The organism is Patulibacter ginsengiterrae, assembly GCF_056269115.1.
On record NZ_JBWDOG010000002.1, the window covers coordinates 619,175 to 634,640 of the forward strand.

At 71.4% G+C, this 15,466-nt stretch carries 13 protein-coding genes; 3 read left to right on the forward strand and 10 right to left on the reverse strand.

Translation table 11 applies throughout. The features are described 5' to 3' along the window. Position 1: 1 nt before the first annotated feature. From ACVUH9_RS06235 to ACVUH9_RS06250, 4 genes are all read right to left on the reverse strand, one after another. A complete protein-coding gene (locus ACVUH9_RS06235; protein WP_475754998.1) occupies positions 2–475 on the reverse strand; it encodes an FHA domain-containing protein in 474 nt (157 codons plus the stop codon). After that, positions 475–780, reverse strand: a complete 306-nt coding sequence (locus tag ACVUH9_RS06240) for an RsiG family protein (protein ID WP_475755000.1) — start codon at positions 778–780, stop codon at positions 475–477. Before ACVUH9_RS06240 ends, ACVUH9_RS06235 begins: the two co-directional genes overlap by 1 nt. A gap of 85 nt (positions 781–865) precedes the next feature. Beyond that, entirely contained in the window at positions 866–1,564 is a 699-nt protein-coding gene (locus tag ACVUH9_RS06245) for a CDP-alcohol phosphatidyltransferase family protein (protein WP_475755002.1), read from the reverse strand. A 140-nt stretch (positions 1,565–1,704) separates the two neighbouring features. Continuing rightward, a complete protein-coding gene (locus ACVUH9_RS06250; RefSeq protein ID WP_475755004.1) occupies positions 1,705–3,474 on the reverse strand; it encodes a proline--tRNA ligase in 1,770 nt (589 codons plus the stop codon). 187 nt (positions 3,475–3,661) lie between these two features. Here ACVUH9_RS06250 and ACVUH9_RS06255 point away from each other — a divergent pair, with 187 nt between their 5' ends. After that, on the forward strand, positions 3,662–4,264 hold the full coding sequence (locus ACVUH9_RS06255; RefSeq protein ID WP_475755006.1) for a superoxide dismutase: 603 nt from the start codon (positions 3,662–3,664) through the stop codon (positions 4,262–4,264). A 211-nt stretch (positions 4,265–4,475) separates the two neighbouring features. Further along, positions 4,476–5,981 (forward strand): hypothetical protein, encoded by a 1,506-nt coding sequence (locus ACVUH9_RS06260; RefSeq protein ID WP_475755008.1) that lies wholly within the window; start codon positions 4,476–4,478, stop codon positions 5,979–5,981. Between the two features lie 20 nt (positions 5,982–6,001). Here the strand turns inward: ACVUH9_RS06260 and ispG are convergent, their stop codons facing one another. Continuing rightward, complete coding sequence (ispG, locus tag ACVUH9_RS06265) at positions 6,002–7,276, reverse strand: flavodoxin-dependent (E)-4-hydroxy-3-methylbut-2-enyl-diphosphate synthase (protein ID WP_475755010.1); 1,275 nt, start codon at positions 7,274–7,276, stop codon at positions 6,002–6,004. 219 nt (positions 7,277–7,495) lie between these two features. Between ispG and ACVUH9_RS06270 the strand changes: the two genes are divergently transcribed. Beyond that, positions 7,496–8,116 carry a class I SAM-dependent methyltransferase gene (locus ACVUH9_RS06270; protein ID WP_475755012.1) on the forward strand — a complete coding sequence of 207 codons (621 nt, stop codon included), beginning with the start codon at positions 7,496–7,498 and terminating at the stop codon, positions 8,114–8,116. On the opposite strand, the gene ACVUH9_RS06275 is transcribed toward ACVUH9_RS06270, so the two are convergent. The 5 genes from ACVUH9_RS06275 to ACVUH9_RS06295 form a co-directional block, all read right to left on the reverse strand. Then, positions 8,117–9,550, reverse strand: coding sequence for an APC family permease (locus ACVUH9_RS06275; RefSeq protein ID WP_475755013.1), 1,434 nt, complete (start codon positions 9,548–9,550; stop codon positions 8,117–8,119). It lies immediately after the preceding gene. 152 nt (positions 9,551–9,702) lie between these two features. After that, complete coding sequence (locus tag ACVUH9_RS06280; RefSeq protein WP_475755015.1) at positions 9,703–11,505, reverse strand: AMP-dependent synthetase/ligase; 1,803 nt, start codon at positions 11,503–11,505, stop codon at positions 9,703–9,705. A gap of 196 nt (positions 11,506–11,701) precedes the next feature. Further along, a complete protein-coding gene (locus ACVUH9_RS06285) occupies positions 11,702–12,817 on the reverse strand; it encodes a M50 family metallopeptidase (RefSeq protein ID WP_475755017.1) in 1,116 nt (371 codons plus the stop codon). Positions 12,818–13,000: 183 nt separating this feature from the next. Then, a complete protein-coding gene (gene dxr, locus ACVUH9_RS06290; RefSeq protein ID WP_475755019.1) occupies positions 13,001–14,185 on the reverse strand; it encodes a 1-deoxy-D-xylulose-5-phosphate reductoisomerase in 1,185 nt (394 codons plus the stop codon). Next, on the reverse strand, positions 14,186–15,430 hold the full coding sequence (locus ACVUH9_RS06295) for a phosphatidate cytidylyltransferase (protein ID WP_475755021.1): 1,245 nt from the start codon (positions 15,428–15,430) through the stop codon (positions 14,186–14,188). Between the last annotated feature and the right edge of the window lie 36 nt (positions 15,431–15,466).

Here is a 15,466-nt window from a genome sequence, read left to right on the forward strand (position 1 = left end):
GTCAGCGGCCGAGGAAGGTCAGCTTGAACTTTCCGACCTGGACTTCGTCGCCGTCCTGCAGCAGCGTGCTGTCGATCCGGCCACGGTTGACGTAGGTCCCGTTGAGCGAACCGAGATCGTCGATGTGCCAGCCGTCGCCGCGCGCCACGATCAGGGCGTGATCGCGTGAGACGGTCACGTCGTCGAGGAACAGCGTGCTCTCGGGACGACGCCCGATCGTCACGCGCTCGCCCTCGAGCGGCAGGCTCTCGCCTTCGCGTCCGCCGCCGGCCCGCACGACGAGCGCCGCGCCTCCGGCCTTGCGCATCGCGCCGAGGTCGACCGACGCAGCGTCGCCCGGCTCCTCGAGGTGATAGGTCGCGGTCGTCGGCTCGGCGTCACCACCGCCGATGTCGGCGAGGTAGGCACCACACTTGGGACAGAAGTTCGCGGCCGTCCCCGCGACGAAGCCGCACTCCGGGCAGTGCACCGCCATCAGGTCGTCGTGCCCCCGTGCCCGACCTGGTCGTCGGCCCCCGGATCGGGGACGACGCGCAGCCCGGCAGCGCGGCCGGCCAGGATCTCGGTCAGGCGGTCGACGTCGGAGCCGTGGATGACGGCCTCGCCCTCCTGGTGGCGGCGCCGCAGGCGGCTGACCAGCTCGGCCCGCAGGATGTCGATCTGGCCGTGCAGGATCCGGCGGCGATAGCTGACCTCGGTCTCCTCCGCGGTCAAGCGATCGATCATCGCCTTGAGCTCCTCGTCCGGGAGGCTGCCGAGATCGGGGAAGGTGTCGTCCATAAGTACCGGGCTCCTAGAGGGGACCGCCGAAGCGAGCATACCAGCGGTAACCGCTGACCTCTCGACCTCCGGTTGAGGGTCGTGATCAGTCGTGGTCGCCGCCGCCGCCCAGCGCCCGCCCGCGGAGCGCGCGGCGGGCGTCGCGGGTGTAGAGGACCGCGGCTACCAGGGACATCGCGACCCCGACGACCAGCGCGATCCGGGCCGGCTCGCCGACGCCGACCAGCGCCGCGAAGAGCGCGCCCATGGTCGGCCATACGGCCAGACGGCCCCACCAGTTGATCTGCAGCCGGAGGCCCTTGTTCAGCGCCATCCGGCCCGCGACCAGCAGGTAGACCTCGCGCGCGACGAGGATCGCGAGCGCCCAGCGCGGCAACAGGTCGAAGTACCAGCAGACGATCCCGCCCGCCAGCACGAGCGAGCGGTCGGTGACCGGATCGAGCAGCGCACCGAAGCGGCTGTACTGCCCGGTCGCCCGGGCGAGGAAGCCGTCGAGGTAGTCGGTCCCGGCGATCACCGCGAAGAGCACGGCCGAGACCACGTGGGTGCCGGTGTCGCTGCCGAGCGCCACCACCAGGAAGACGGGGATCGCGGCGAGCCGGACCATGCCGACCACGTTCGGGATCGTCCAGACCCGCAACGGCTCGCCGGGCAGGGTCTCGACCGGTGGCGGACCTGAACGGTCGATGCCGAACAGCCGGTAGACCGTCATCCGGGCGCGCTCGGTCTGCTCGCGCGTGCGGTCGCGCACGGCCTCGGTCCGCTCGCGCGCCCGTTCCCGCACCTGGTCCGAACGCTCGCGGGTCCGGTCGCGGGCGCGTTCGGCGCGCTCCCGGGTCCGTCCCCGTTGGGACCGGCCGGCCTCGCGGCCGTCCCGACCCTCCCCCTCCTCGCCCGCTTCCGGCCGATCGCCGGTCGGAGGGCTCAGGGCACTCGCTCCCAGAGGTCCTTGATCGCGTCGGTCAGGCCGTCGATCGGCAGCCCGTCCTCGATCGTCTCCTGGCCGCGGCGGACCTGGACCTCGACCCGGCCCTCGGCCAGCGAGCGCTTGCCGACGGTGATCCGCAGCGGCGCGCCAAGCAGCTCGGCGTCGGTCAGCTTCTGGCCGGCGCCACCGGCGCGGTCATCGAGCAAGACGTCGAACCCGGCGGCGCGCAGCTCGTCGTAGATCTTGGCGGCGGCGACCTGCTCGTCGGTCTCCGGCTTGCCGAGCGCGACGACCTCGATCTCGAACGGGGCGATCGCCTTCGGCCAGGCGATCCCGCGGTCGTCGTGGAACTGCTCGACGGCGGCGGCGACGATACGGGCGGGGCCGATGCCGTAGGAGCCCATGACGATGTCGTTCTCGTTGCCGTCCTCGTCGAGGAAGCTCGCCCCGAGCGGCTTCGAGTAGCGGGTCATCAGCTGGAAGATGTTGCCGACCTCGATCGCCGGCTCGATCGTGACCGGGACCCCGTCGACCGTGTCGCCCGCGACCACCTCGCGCACGTCGCCGACCTCGTAGGCGAAGTCGCGGCCGGGCACGACGCCGTCGAGGTGCTGGTCGACCGCGTTGGCGCCGACGACCCAGCCGCCGCCGGGGTTGGCCTCGCTGGTGGCCACGACCGCCGCGTCGAGCAGCACGTCGACGTCGTTGCCGATCGGGCCGAGGTAGCCGGGCGGCCCGATCTGGTCGCGGATCTCCTCCTCGCTCGCCTGGCGGACCGTCCCGCCGAGCAGCTTGGCCAGCTTGACCTCGCCGACCTCGTGGTCGCCGCGCAGCAGCACCAGCACCAGCCGCCCGGGCGCCGGCTCGACGGCCGCGCCGCGGGCCGCGACCTCCGGGGCCGACGTGACCACGACCGGGAAGGCCTTGAGCAGCGCACCGGCCGGGCGACCGAGCTGCGCGGCAAGCGTCGCGATCGTGCGCGTGTCCGGGGTCTCGATGACCGTCGGCGCGTCGCCGGCGGCGGGAAGCGTGGCCGCCTGGGCGTCGGCGCTCGCGACCTCGAGGTTGGCGGCGTAGGTCGCGCCGCCGTCGGCGAGCACCACGTCGTCCTCGCCGGCGGCGCACGGGGCCATGTACTCGTGGGCGCGCTTGCCGCCCATCATCCCGGTGTCCGACTCGACCTCGTACCAGCGCAGGCCGCTGCGGTCGTAGATCAGGCGGTAGGCCTCGCGGAACTTCTCGTAGTGCGCCTGCAGCCCGGCCTCATCGCGATCGAAGGTGTAGGCGTCCTTCATCACGAACTCGCGGGTCCGCAGCACGCCCGCACGCGGGCGGGCCTCGTCGCGCTCCTTGAGCTGGAACTGGAAGAGGCTGAAGGGCAGGTCGCGGTAGCTGCGCACGACCTGGGCGACGTGGTTCGTCATCGCCTCCTCGTGCGTCATCGCGAGGACCATGTCGGCGTCGCGGCGATCGTTGAGCCGGAACAGCTCGGCGCCGATCGCGTCGTAGCGGCCGGTCCGCTTCCACAGCTCGGCGGGCTGGAGCAGCGGCATCAGGGTCTCCTGCGAGCCGATCCGCTCCATCTCCTCGCGGATGATCGCGACGACCTTCTGGTGCGCACGCCAGCCGGCCGGTAGCCAGCTCCAGAGCCCGGCGCCCATCTGCCGGACGAGTCCGGCGCGGACCATCAGCTGGTGCGACACCGCCTCGGCGTCGCCGGGCGCCTGGCGCTCGGTGGGCAACAGCAGCTGGGACAGGCGCGTCATCGCCGACAAATCTAGTCGACGGGCTCGGTTCTCCGGATCTGGGCCAGCCTTCGTGTTCCGCGCGCCCTCCCGCGCGCGGGCTGGCCACGGCGGGTCGCCCCTGTAGGTTCTGTGGTGCTGGTGTCGTTCGCGCTGTCGTTCGCCCGCCGGCCCCGTTCCGTTCCCGAACTCTCCTGAGGAGACCTCCATGGCCTTCACCGTGCCCCCGCTGCCGTACGCCTTCGATGCGCTCGAGCCGACCATCGATGCGCAGACGATGGAGATCCATCACGACAAGCACCACCAGGCCTACGTCGACAAGCTCAACGCTGCCGTCGACGGCACCGAGTGGGCCGAGAAGTCGATCGAGGAGATCGTCTCCAACCTCGACAAGCTCCCCGCCGACAAGCAGGGCCCCGTCCGCAACAACGGCGGCGGCCACTACAACCACAGCCTCTTCTGGGAGTCGCTCCAGGGCGGCGGCGTCCAGGCACCGTCCGGTGAGCTGGCTGCCGCGATCGACGCTGCCTTCGGCTCGTTCGACGCGTTCAAGGACCAGTTCGAGGCCGCCGGCGTGGCGCGCTTCGGCTCCGGCTGGGCCTGGCTGGTGAAGAACGCCTCGGGTGGGCTGGAGATCGTCTCCACCCCGAACCAGGACACGCCGCTGGCCGACGGCAAGACGCCGCTGCTGGGCAACGACGTCTGGGAGCACGCCTACTACCTGCAGTACCAGAACAAGCGCCCCGCCTACCTCAAGGCGTTCTGGACCGTCGTCGACTGGACCGTCGTCGCCGGACGCTTCAACGCCTAACACCACGGGTCGTGGTCCCGGTGCCGATCGCGCCCCGGGACCTCGACGCGACGGGCCGGCCCTGCGGCCGGCCCCGTTCCGCCGGCGACACCGCAACCTTCGCGGCCGTCGTGGGTTCCTACCCCTGATCTCGCTGCTCCGGCCGGGCGCTGTACCCGCCCCAGGCTGACCTGCCGGTTCGCGGCCCCCTCTACCAGGAGACCCCGTTCCGATGACCTTCCGACGTACCCGTGTGGCCCTCGCGGCCGCTGTGTTCGCCACGCTGGCCCTCCCGATCGGTGCCTCCGCGTCGAGCACGATGCTCACGGGCATCGCGGACGAGAACGTGCTCAACAACGCGTTGGCCAACGGCACCGACGTGCCGAGCGGGGTGCCGGGCGGGCAGGACCAGACGGTCGCCAAGTGGAAGGCGTCTGGCGTCCAGGACGTGCGGATGTTCGCCCAGTGGAACAAGCTGGTGCCCGCGGCGATCCTCGACAAGCGCAAGATGCCGGAGAGCTTCGACCCGACCGACCCGGCGTCCTACGACTTCTCCGGCCTCGACGCCAAGATCGACCTCGTCCGCAAGCACGGCATGGGCATCACGCTCGTCGTCACCGGCGCCGGACCGGTCTGGGGATCGCAGGAGCCGGCCCGCGGCAACGGCCTCTACAAGCCGGACCCGGCCAAGTTCGGCCGGTTCGCGGCCGCCGTCGCCAAGCACGTCGCCGAGCGCGTCGACCGCTACATCATCTGGAACGAGCCGAACCTCGCCACCTGGCTGCGTCCGCAGTGGGGTTGCACGAGCGCCAGCAACTGCACCCCCGCCTCGCCGCACCAGTACCGGCTGCTCGCGGAGGCCGGCTACACGGCGATCCACGAGAACGACCCGGTCGCGCGGGTAGCGATCGGCGGCACCTCGTCGAAGGGCACCGAGGCCGTCACCGGCGCCAACACGACCTCGCAGCCGCTGAGCTTCCTGCGGGCGATGGCCTGCGTCGACAGCAAGTACAAGCCGATCAAGACCGGCAGCTGCAAGGTCTTCAAGCCGCTGAGCGCCGAAGCGCTCTCGTACCACCCCCACTCGCTCCAGAACTCGCCGGGCAAGAAGGACGAGATCACGAACAACGCGCGGATGGCTGACCTGCCGCGGCTGACGGCGGTGCTCGACAAGCTCGCCAAGGCCGGGCGGATCAAGGTCAAGGGCGCGTCGAAGCTGCCGCTCTGGCTCGACGAGTACGCCTACGAGACCAACCCGCCCGACACCACCGGCGGCACGGTCTCGCTGACCAAGGCGGCCGCCTGGTCGCAGTGGGGCTGGGCGGTCGCGGCCCGCAACCCGCGGGTCCAGATGCTGACCCAGTACGAGTGGTTCGACGAGACGACCAAGACCGGCGACGAGGCGGGCGGCAACCGCTGGCAGTCCGGCCTCTACTTCATCGACGGCAAGCCGAAGCCGCTGGCGGCCGTCTTCGATCGCCCGATCTTCGGCTGGCGGACGGCGAAGAGCGCGTCGGTCTGGGGCCAGGCGCGACCCGTCAGCACGAAGACCAAGATCCGCCTCCAGCGCAAGAGCGGCTCCGGCTTCCGCGACTACAAGACGGTCACGACCAACGCCAACGGCATGTTCCAGGTCCGCGTGCCGCAGTCCAGCTCGGCCCGCTACCGGTTCGTCTTCACCGATCCGGTCAGCGGCCAGGAGCAGACCAGCGCGACCACGAGCCTGCGCAAGCTCTAGCGCGCGGCGGGCCGCCCGCCTCAGCTCGTGCGGCTGAAGCGGCGGCCCGCGGTCGGCGAGCTGGTCTCGTCGACGAACGGCTTGGCCTCGGCCTCGGCCGCCATCCGGTCCTGCTCCTCACGGAGCTTGTCCTTCTCCATCTGGGCCAGGCGCTCCGGCGTCATCGCCGAGAGGTCCTCGTTCTGGTGCAGCCACTCGGTCGCCTCGGCGGCCTCACGCTCGTCGCGGACGATCTGCTTGCCCGAGGCGTAGTAGCGGTCGATCTCCTTGAAGAGCTCGTCGACCAGGTCGGCGGTCGGCACCTTCTTCAGCGGCTCGCCCTTGGAGAAGATCATCCCCGCGTCCTTGGCGCCGGTGATCCCGAAGTCCGCGTGGCGGGCCTCGCCGATCCCGTTGACGGCGCAGCCGAGCACGGAGACCTCGATCGGGTCGTCGTACGCGGTGAGGCGCTGCTCGACCTCCTGCACGACGGAGTCCATGTCGAACTGGAGCCGGCCGCAGGTCGGGCAGGCGATCAGGACCGGGCCCTTCTCGCGCAGCTTCAGCGCCTTGAGGATCTCCCAGGCGACCTTGACCTCCTCCTCCGCGTGGAAGGTCGAGAGGCTGATCCGGACCGTGTCGCCGATGTCGTCGGCGAGCAGCGTGCCGAGTCCGACGGCGCTCTTCAGCGAGCCGGTCCACTTGGTGCCGGCCTCGGTCACGCCGAGGTGCAGCGGGTACGGGATCCGCTGCGCGAGCAGGCGGTTCGACGCGATCGTGTTCGGGACCGAGGTCGACTTCATCGAGACCTTGAAGTCGCCGAAGTCGAGCGACTCCATCAACGCGACGGTCTCCTCGGCCGCCGCGACCAGCGCGCCGACCGGGTCGGTGAACTCCATGTCGCGCAGGTGCTTGGGCAGCGAGCCCGAGTTCACCCCGACCCGGATCGGCACGTCGTGGCGCTTGGCGACGGCGACGACCTCGGCGACCTTCTCCGGCCCGCCGATGTTGCCCGGGTTCAGGCGGATGCAGTGGGCACCCGCCTCGATCGCCTTGATCGCGAGCGTGTGGTTGAAGTGGATGTCGGCGATGATCGGAATCGGCGACTGGGCGACGATCGTCTTCAGCGCCTCAACGTCCTCGTTGCGGGGCACGGCCACGCGGACGAGGTCGGCCCCCGCCTCGGCGACCCGATGGATCTGGGCCATCGTCTCCGGCAGGTTGGCCGTCTCCGTCTTGGTCATCGTCTGGACGGCAACCGGGGCTCCACCACCGATGAGGACGTCACCGACGCGGATCTGACGCTTGGAGGACACGGACCGATTGTACGCGGCCCAGCCCCCGACAGACGCACTCTGCGGTGAACCTCACAAGAGCGGTCGAACGGGACGCCGTTCGCCGCACGTCCAGGCGGTTCCGGCCTGCGGGTCCTCCCGGACCGCGGCCCTTCCCCCGCCCCGCCCGATCGGGGCCCTGCGCCCGACGGCGGGGCGTTCGGCGCCCCCGGGCTCGACCGCCGACTACCCTTCCCGGTCGTGCCGCCGCCGTCCGACGTCTACGCCACCGCCCGCGGCCCGCTCGCCCGGATCGCCGGCCCGCTCGCCGCCCGGCTGCGCGCCCGACGCCACGGCCAGCTGTTCGCCCTGACCGGGATCCGGCCCGGCGACCGGATCCTCGACGTCGGCTGCGGCACCCTCGGGCTCCGGGCCCAGGAGCCGGACCTCGACATCACCGGCGTCGACCTGACCGCCCGTCCGAGCTACCCGGGTCCGTTCGTGCAGGCCGACGCGACCGTCCGCTTGCCGTTCGACGACGGCTCGTTCGACCTCGTCTACTCCAGCTCGGTCGTCGAGCACATCCCGCCGCACCTGCGGGCCGCGTTCGCCCGCGAGCTGCTGCGGGTCGGGCGCGGGCTCTACGTCCAGACGCCCGCCCACTCGTTCCCGATCGAGCCGCACGCGCTGCTCCCGTTCGCGCACTGGTTGCCGGTGCCGGCCCGCCGCCCCTACTGGCGGCTCGGGGCCCAGGGCCACTGGGAGGACGTCCACCTGCTCCGCCGCGGCGAGGTCCGCTCGCTGTTTCCCGGCAGCGAGCTCGTCGCCGAGCGGCTCGGCCCGCTCACCAAGAGCTGGATCGCCGTCCGCCCAGCCCACTAGCTACTTCAGGTCGTCGGGATTCTCGATCTTCTCGATCAGTCCGGTGTCGAACTCGGTGCCGTCCTGGTCGGTCCGCTTCTTGGTCGCCGAGCTGACGAACCAGAACGCGACGCCGAGCAACAGCAGGCCGCCGGCGAAGACGATCTGGCTGGGGTCGTTGACGATCCGGTAGATCAGCAGCCCGATCGAGACGACCGCCCCGATCGCCGGCAGCACGCTCGGCGCGACGAAGTGGTCGTGGCCGACCGGGTCACGCCGCAGCACCAGCACGCTGATGTTGACGAAGAAGAAGACGCCCAGCAGCAGTGACGTCGTGGTGTTCGAGAGGTCCGTCAGGTCCTTGGTCACCGCCAGCAGCACGATCGCCAGGCCGGTGGTGAAGACGATCGCCGTCAGCGGCGTCTGACGGGTCCGGTGGACCGTGCTGAAGAGCCGCGGGATGATCCCCTGCCGCGACATCCCGTAGGTCAGCCGCGAGGCCATGATCATGTTGATCAGCGCGCCGTTGGCGAGCGCCAGCACGCCGATCACCGCGAACAGCTTGACCGGGACCGAGAGCGGCCCGAGCTGGGAGATCTCGATCAGCGGGTTGTCGACGTCGTCGGTGCTGAGCAGCTGCTCGGTGTTCAGGACCGCCGGGGCGAGCACGCCGATCACCAGGTAGACGACACCGGCGACCGCGATCCCGCCGAACAGCGCGCGTGGGTAGTCGCGGCGCGGGTTCTCCGCCTCCTCGGCGACGTTGACCGAGTCCTCGAAGCCGATCAGCGCGTAGAAGGCCAGCGCCGTCGCCGTGATCGTCGCCGGCAGCAGGTCGACGTCCTCGCCGCGGGTGGTGAACGCGTTGCTCACGTCGCCGGTGCCGTCGATCAGCGCCGCGGCCCCGATCACGATGATCAGGATCAGGCCGCCGAGCTCGATCAGCGTCAGGACGACGTTGAGCTTGACCGACTCGCTGATGCCCCGGAAGTTGATCGCGGCGACGACCAGGAGGAAGCCGACGCCGATCAGCTTGACCGTCGTCGCCCCGTCGATCCCGCCGATCAGCTGCGGCAGGTAGGTGCCGGCGACCCCGCGGGCGAGGGTCGCGGCCGAGGCGATGCCCGAGCACATCACCGCGAACGCCACCATGAAGGTGAAGAACGGGCGCCGGAACGCCTTGTTGACGTAGAGCGCGGCACCCGCGGCCTGCGGGTACTTCGTGACCAGCTCGGCGTAGGCGGTCGCCGTCAGCAGCGCCAGGCCGAGGGCGATGCCCATCGGCAGCCAGACCAGCCCGCCGACCTCGCCCCCGATCTTCCCGACCAGCGTGTAGATGCCGCCGCCGACGACGTCGCCGATCACGAACAGCAACAGCATGTTGCGGGAGATCGCCCGCTTGAGCTGTGGCTCCTCGCCTGGTCGGGCGGGAATATCTGCGGTGCTGGCGGCCATGGGGGAACAGCTCCGGGACGAGAACGCCGGACGACGAGGAGTACGCCGTCCGGCTTGGATGGGGGGAAGCTCTCACACCCGCCAGACGGACGACCGCGGTCGTCGTCCGGGGGATCGGGTCACGCTCTCGTACCCATCTTGCGCCGCGGGAATCAGCCGTAGAGCGCCTCGATCTCGGCGTCGTACTTGGCGCCGATCGGCTTCCGCTTGAGCTTCATCGTCGGGGTCAGCTCGTCGCCGCCCGGCAGCCAGTCGCCGGGGATGATCGTGAAGCGCTTGACCTGCTCGACCTGCGAGAGCCGCGCGTTGCCGGCGTCGACGCCCCGCTGGACCTCGGCGATCACCGCGGGGTGCGAGGCGAGCGCGGCCAGGGCCGCATCGGCGGCCTCCGGGACCTCGATCCCCTGCTGCGCCGCCCACGGCGGAGCGAAGTCGGCGTCGAGCACGATCAGCGCGGTCGTGAACGGCCGGGCGTCGCCGATCGCGCAGACCTGGCCGATCAGCGGGTGCGCCGACTTGATCGCGGCCTCGATGTTGGCCGGCGACATGTTCTTGCCGCCGGCGCTGATGATCAGCTCCTTCTTGCGGTCGACGATGTAGAGGTAGCCGTCGTCGTCGAAGCGGCCGATGTCGCCGGTTCGGAACCAGCCGTCGTCGGTGTAGGACTCGGCGGTCTTCTGCGGCTGGTTGCGGTAGCCGCGCATCAGCGTCGGCCCCTTCTGCAGGACCTCCCCGTCCTCGCCGAGCTTCAGCTCCGTCCCGGGCACGGCCGGACCGACGCTGCCGATCTTGATCCGCTCGGGCGGGTTGAGGGCGCCGCAGGCGCAGCCCTCCGACATCCCCCAGATCTCGGCGACCGGCAGGCCGAGCGCGTGGAAGAACTCGATCACCGACTTCGGCGTCGGGGCGGCCCCGACGTTGATCGACTCGACCTGGTCGAGGCCGAGCATCGCCCGCAGCGGGGCGAAGATCTGCTCGTCGGCGGTCGCGACCGCGGCGGCCAGCGCCTCCGGCACCGGCTCCCCCGCCTGCTCCAGCCGGACCTTCTGCGTCGCCGCCTCGATCGCCCCCGTGACCGCCGCGCGCCGCTCCTCCGGCTGGCCGGCGAGCATCGCCTCGAGCCCGGCCTTCAGCTTCTCCCAGATCCGCGGGACGGCGAAGAACCAGGTCGGGTGGACCGCCTGCAGGTACGCGGCGATCTGCTTCGGATCGGCGCAGGTGGTGATCTCGAGTCCGAACAGCAGCGGCGCGTAGTAGTGGGCACCGCGCTCGGCGATGTGGGCCGCGGGCAGCCACGAGATCACGCGGCCGCCGGGCTTGAGGTGGGCGACCTCCCCGATCGAGCGCATCGCCGCGACCAGGTTGCGGTGGGTCAGCTCGACCCCCTTCGGCGGACCGGTGGTGCCCGAGGTGTAGATCAGCGTCAGGAGGTCGTCGGGAGTCAGCGCGGCGGACTCGGCTTCGGCGTCGAAGTCCTCGTCGCCGGCGGCCGCCAGCGCCTCGAGCGTCATCACGCCCTCCGGCGCGTCGCCGTCGATCACGACCACGTGCCGCAGGCTCGGCAGCCCCTCACGCGCGGCCAGTACGCGGTCGAGGTAGGCGGCCTCGGTGATCAGGACCTCGATCCCGGCGTCACCGACGATGTAGGCGATCTGCTCGGGCGAGGACGTCTGGTAGAGCGAGACCGGGACGCCGCCGACGATCGTCGCGCCGAGGTCGAGCGGGTAGAACTCCGGCCGGTTGCCGAGCAGCAGGCCGACCGGATCCCCGCGCTTGACCCCGAGCGCCCGCAGGCCGGCGGCGATCCGGCGCGAGCGTTCGGCGACCTCGCGCCAGGTCCAGGCGATCTCGTCGTCCTTGGTCCGGACCAGCACCTGGTCCGGGTAGCGGTCGAGCCCCCGCCAGAAGGCGTCGAGCATCGTCGTGACCGTTCCCACTGCGTCCGTCGTCCCCATGCTGCCTCTTCCGTCGCCGTCCTGGATCCACCACCCGAAGGTGGCGCGTCGCCGCTCGGACTGGCCAGCCAGCCAATCCGCGCTCAGGCTACAGGCGGGGCCTCTTCGTGACCACTGAATCGTGCTGAGGACGGACGATCGGCCGACGGACCGACCGTTCCGGGCACGCCGCGACCGCGCGCGACGTGGACGCGGTCTATCTGACCTGCGTCCCGCCGTCCATGAACCGGCCTATGTCGTTGGTCAATCCGAGCGCGAAGAGCCCGATCACGAGGATGAACCCGACGATGCTCGCTCGCTCCAACCAGGCGAACGGGATCGCCTTGCCCCGGATCTTCTCGGCCAGCGCCCAGAAGATGTGGCCGCCGTCGAGCGGCAGGAACGGCGCGAGGTTGATGATCGCCAGCGACAGGCTCACGACCGCCAGCAGGATCAGCGCCCGGCTGGCGCTGAACTCGATCGTCCGACGGGTCGCGTCGTAGGCCCCGGCGATGCTGCCGATGTCCTTGCGGGCCTGGGCGTCGTAGAAGATCTTGACGATCGCCTGGGCGGTCTGGGAGGTGACGAACCAGATGTAGCTCGGCGTCTCGGCGGCGGCGGTCCCGAGGCTGACCGGGAAGGTCGTCGCGCCGTAGGTGATCCCGAGCAGTGGCCGCTTCGCCTGCTCGTCGAAGCGCGGGGCGATCTCGTAGGTCTTCAGCTGTCCGTCTCGGTTGACGGTGATCTTGGCCGGCGTGGTGGCGACGCATCCGGGCTTGGTGCTGCCGTCGGCGCACGTGTGGCCCGAGATCGCGTTGCGCAGCGGCTCGAGCCGGCCGGCCGCCTGCTCGAACTTGAGGCCGGGCGTGAAGCCGGGCACGCCGTCGATGCTGACGACCTTGTCGTCGAGCTGGAGCTTGCCGTCGGCGGGGCTGCCCTTGACGATCTGGTCGACGACCGGCGCGATCCTCGGGATCCCGTCGACCGCGTAGACGCCGAAGACGATCACGAACGCGAGCACGATGTTGACCAGCGGACCGGCCGCGATCACCACGATCCGCTTCCAGACCGGCTGACGGAAGTACGCCCGCGGCATGACCTCGGCGGGCAGCTCCTCCCGCGGGTCCATGCCGCTGATCTTCACGTAGCCGCCGGCGGGGATCCAGCCGATCCCGTACTGGGTCTCCCCGCGCTGGACCTTCCACAGCGGGCGCCCGAAGAACAGCGAGAACTTCTCGACGCGCATGCCGACGGCCTTGGCTGCGGCGAAGTGCCCCAGTTCGTGCAGGACGACGAGCACGGCGAAACCGATGAAGGCGAGCAGCCAAGACACGCCGACAAGAGTGGCACAGGCGCCTTGGCGGACGCTGAAGGCCCCCGACCGCGGCCGACCGACCTGCCGACCGGTCGGCAGAAGACCGGTCGGCGCCGGCCTCGAGCCGCCATGGTGACGCCGACCCGCCCGCCGAGGCGGGGTCAGCCCGCGGCCGTCACCAGCCGCCCGACGGAGCGGCGGTCAGTCGGCGGCCTCGACCAGGCCGCGCGCGTGGTCGCGGGCGTCGCGGTCGGCGGCGTAGAGGGTCTCGAAGGCCCGCACCGGGCCGGACCCGAGCGTGTCGAGCGTGGACTCGACGATCGCGGCGATCTCGAGGAAGCCGATCCGCCCCGCGAGGAACGCGTGGACCGCGACCTCGTTGGCGGCGTTCAGCACGCACGGCGCCGTCCCGCCTGCCTTGCCCGCCTCGCGCGCCAGGTGCAGGCAGCGGAACGCCTCTTCGTCGGCCCGCTCGAAGGTCAGCGAACCGACCTCGGCCAGGTCCAGCGGCCGCATCGTCAGCGGCACCCGGTCGGGGTGGTGGAGCGCGAACGCGATCGGCGCCCGCATGTCCGGGTGGCCGAGGTGGGCCAGCGCGGCGCCGTCGCAGAGGGTCACGTACGAGTGCACGATCGACTGCGGGTGGACGACGACGTCGATCCGCTCGTAGGGCGTGCCGAAGAGGTGGTGGGCCTCGATCACCTCGAGGCCCTTGTTCATCAAGGTCGCCGAGTCGATGGTGATCTTGCCGCCCATCGCCCAGGTCGGGTGGTCGAGCGCCTGCTCGATGCCGACGTCGGCCAGCTGCTCGCGGGTGCGGCCGCGGAACGGCCCCCCGGAGGCGGTCAGGACCAGCTTCTCGATCGTTCCCGGCCGCGGGTGCCCCTGCGAGCCGCTCTCGGCGTGGATCAGCTGCCAGAGCGCCGAATGCTCGCTGTCGACGGGCAGGACCCGCGCGCCGGTCGCCTCGGCCAGCTGCATCACCAGCTCGCCACCGACGACGAGCGACTCCTTGTTGGCCAGCGCGAGGTCGATGCCCTCCCCCAGCGTCGCCACGGTCGGCCCGAGGCCGGCGGCGCCGACCAGCGCGTTGAGGACGAGGTCGGCCCCGGACTCGATCACGAGCCGGACCAGCCCCTCGGGGCCCTGGAGGACCTCACCGTCGGTCCACGCCTCGGCCGCCTGGGCCGCGGCGTCGGCGTCGGCGATCGCGATCCGGCGGACGCCGTGGGCGCGGGCCTGCTCGACGACCGCCTGCCACTGGCGGCCGGCCGCCAGCCCGACGACCTCGAAGGTGCCCTCGGGAGCGGTCGTGACGACGTCGAGGGCCTGGGTCCCGATCGAGCCGGTCGAACCGAGGATCAGCAGCCTGCGGGGCTCGGACATCTACACACCACCCATCGCGAGCCAGACGTAGAACCCGGCGACGACGGCGAACATCGCCGCGTCGAGCCGGTCGAGCACGCCACCGTGGACGCCGAACAGTCCCCCGGCGTCCTTGGTCCCGGCGTCCCGCTTGAGGAAGCTCTCGAAGAGGTCGCCAAGCGGGGCCGCGACGGCCACCGCGAGACCGAGCAGCAGCGCCTGTCCCCCGCTCAACCAGTCCTGGTAGAGCCCGGCGAACCAGGTCGCGGCGACGGCGGTGACCATGCCGATCAGCAGGCCCTCGATCGTCTTGTTCGGCGAGACCCGCGGCCACAGCTTGCGGCTGCCGAACAGACGGCCGCCGAGGTAGGCGCCGGTGTCGCCGAGGAAGGTCCCGATCAGCACGTTGACGAGGATCCCGCCGCCGTGGTCGGCGTCACGCAGCAGCACCGCGTGGCCGAGCGTCAGCCCGATCCAGGTGATCCCGAGCATCGTCACGGCGACGCCGGGCATCCCGCCGCGAGGCCGCGCGAGCGCGACGGCCAGGAAGACCACCGGCAGCATCAGCACGACCGCGGTCAGCATCGCCTCGCGACCGTTGAGCGCCGCGGCCAGGATCACGGCGACGACGCCGATGCCGCCCGCGATCAGCGACGGACGGGTGCGCGCGAACATCCGCGTCAGCTCCCAGATCCCGATCGCGCCGAAGGCGATCACGCCGGCGGCGAAGATCGCGCCGCCCTGAGCGACGAGGAAGATCGCCACGATCGCGGCGGGGATCGCCACCAGCACGCGCGCGCCGAGGTCGCTGCCGGTGCCGCGGTCGGAGGGCGAGCGGACGCTCTCGATCGCGTCCTCGAACCGCTCGAGGGCCTCGATCTCGCCTTCGACGGCGTCGCGCGGCGGCTGCCGCTCGCTGTCTCGCTGCTCGCTCTCGGAGGTCCGGCGACGGCCCCGCCGCTCACGGTCGTCGAGGCTCGAGTCGTCGGTGCCGGACTCGGCCGGCAGCGGCTCCCCGGCCCGACGGCGACGCGCGGGCAGCGGGTCGACCGGGGCGTAGGTCCCGCTGGTGGTGCCGCGGACGCGACCGCCGTCGCGGGTCCCGGTCCGGGTCACGTCACGGGTGCCACGCGTCACGTCGCGGGTCCCGGTGCGGGTGCTGGTCCGCTCGGCGGGCTCGAAGTCGCCGAACTCCAGCTCGAAGCGGGCCTCGCGCCGACGCCCTCGGGGCGCCGCCGGAATCGGATCGCGTTCGTCGTCGGTCACGGAGAGATCATCCTCTCCCGGACGGCGGGATGACTC

Bases quoted from the DNA above. Each gene is read 5' to 3' on its own strand.
- ACVUH9_RS06235 (WP_475754998.1), bottom strand. From the start codon at position 475: ATGGCGGTGCACTGCCCGGAGTGCGGCTTCGTCGCGGGGACGGCCGCG.
- ACVUH9_RS06240 (WP_475755000.1), bottom strand. From the start codon at position 780: ATGGACGACACCTTCCCCGATCTCGGCAGCCTCCCGGACGAGGAGCTC.
- ACVUH9_RS06250 (WP_475755004.1), bottom strand. From the start codon at position 3,474: ATGACGCGCCTGTCCCAGCTGCTGTTGCCCACCGAGCGCCAGGCGCCC.
- ACVUH9_RS06255 (WP_475755006.1), top strand. From the start codon at position 3,662: ATGGCCTTCACCGTGCCCCCGCTGCCGTACGCCTTCGATGCGCTCGAG.
- ACVUH9_RS06260 (WP_475755008.1), top strand. From the start codon at position 4,476: ATGACCTTCCGACGTACCCGTGTGGCCCTCGCGGCCGCTGTGTTCGCC.
- ACVUH9_RS06275 (WP_475755013.1), bottom strand. From the start codon at position 9,550: ATGGCCGCCAGCACCGCAGATATTCCCGCCCGACCAGGCGAGGAGCCA.
- ACVUH9_RS06280 (WP_475755015.1), bottom strand. From the start codon at position 11,505: ATGGGGACGACGGACGCAGTGGGAACGGTCACGACGATGCTCGACGCC.
- dxr (WP_475755019.1), bottom strand. From the start codon at position 14,185: ATGTCCGAGCCCCGCAGGCTGCTGATCCTCGGTTCGACCGGCTCGATC.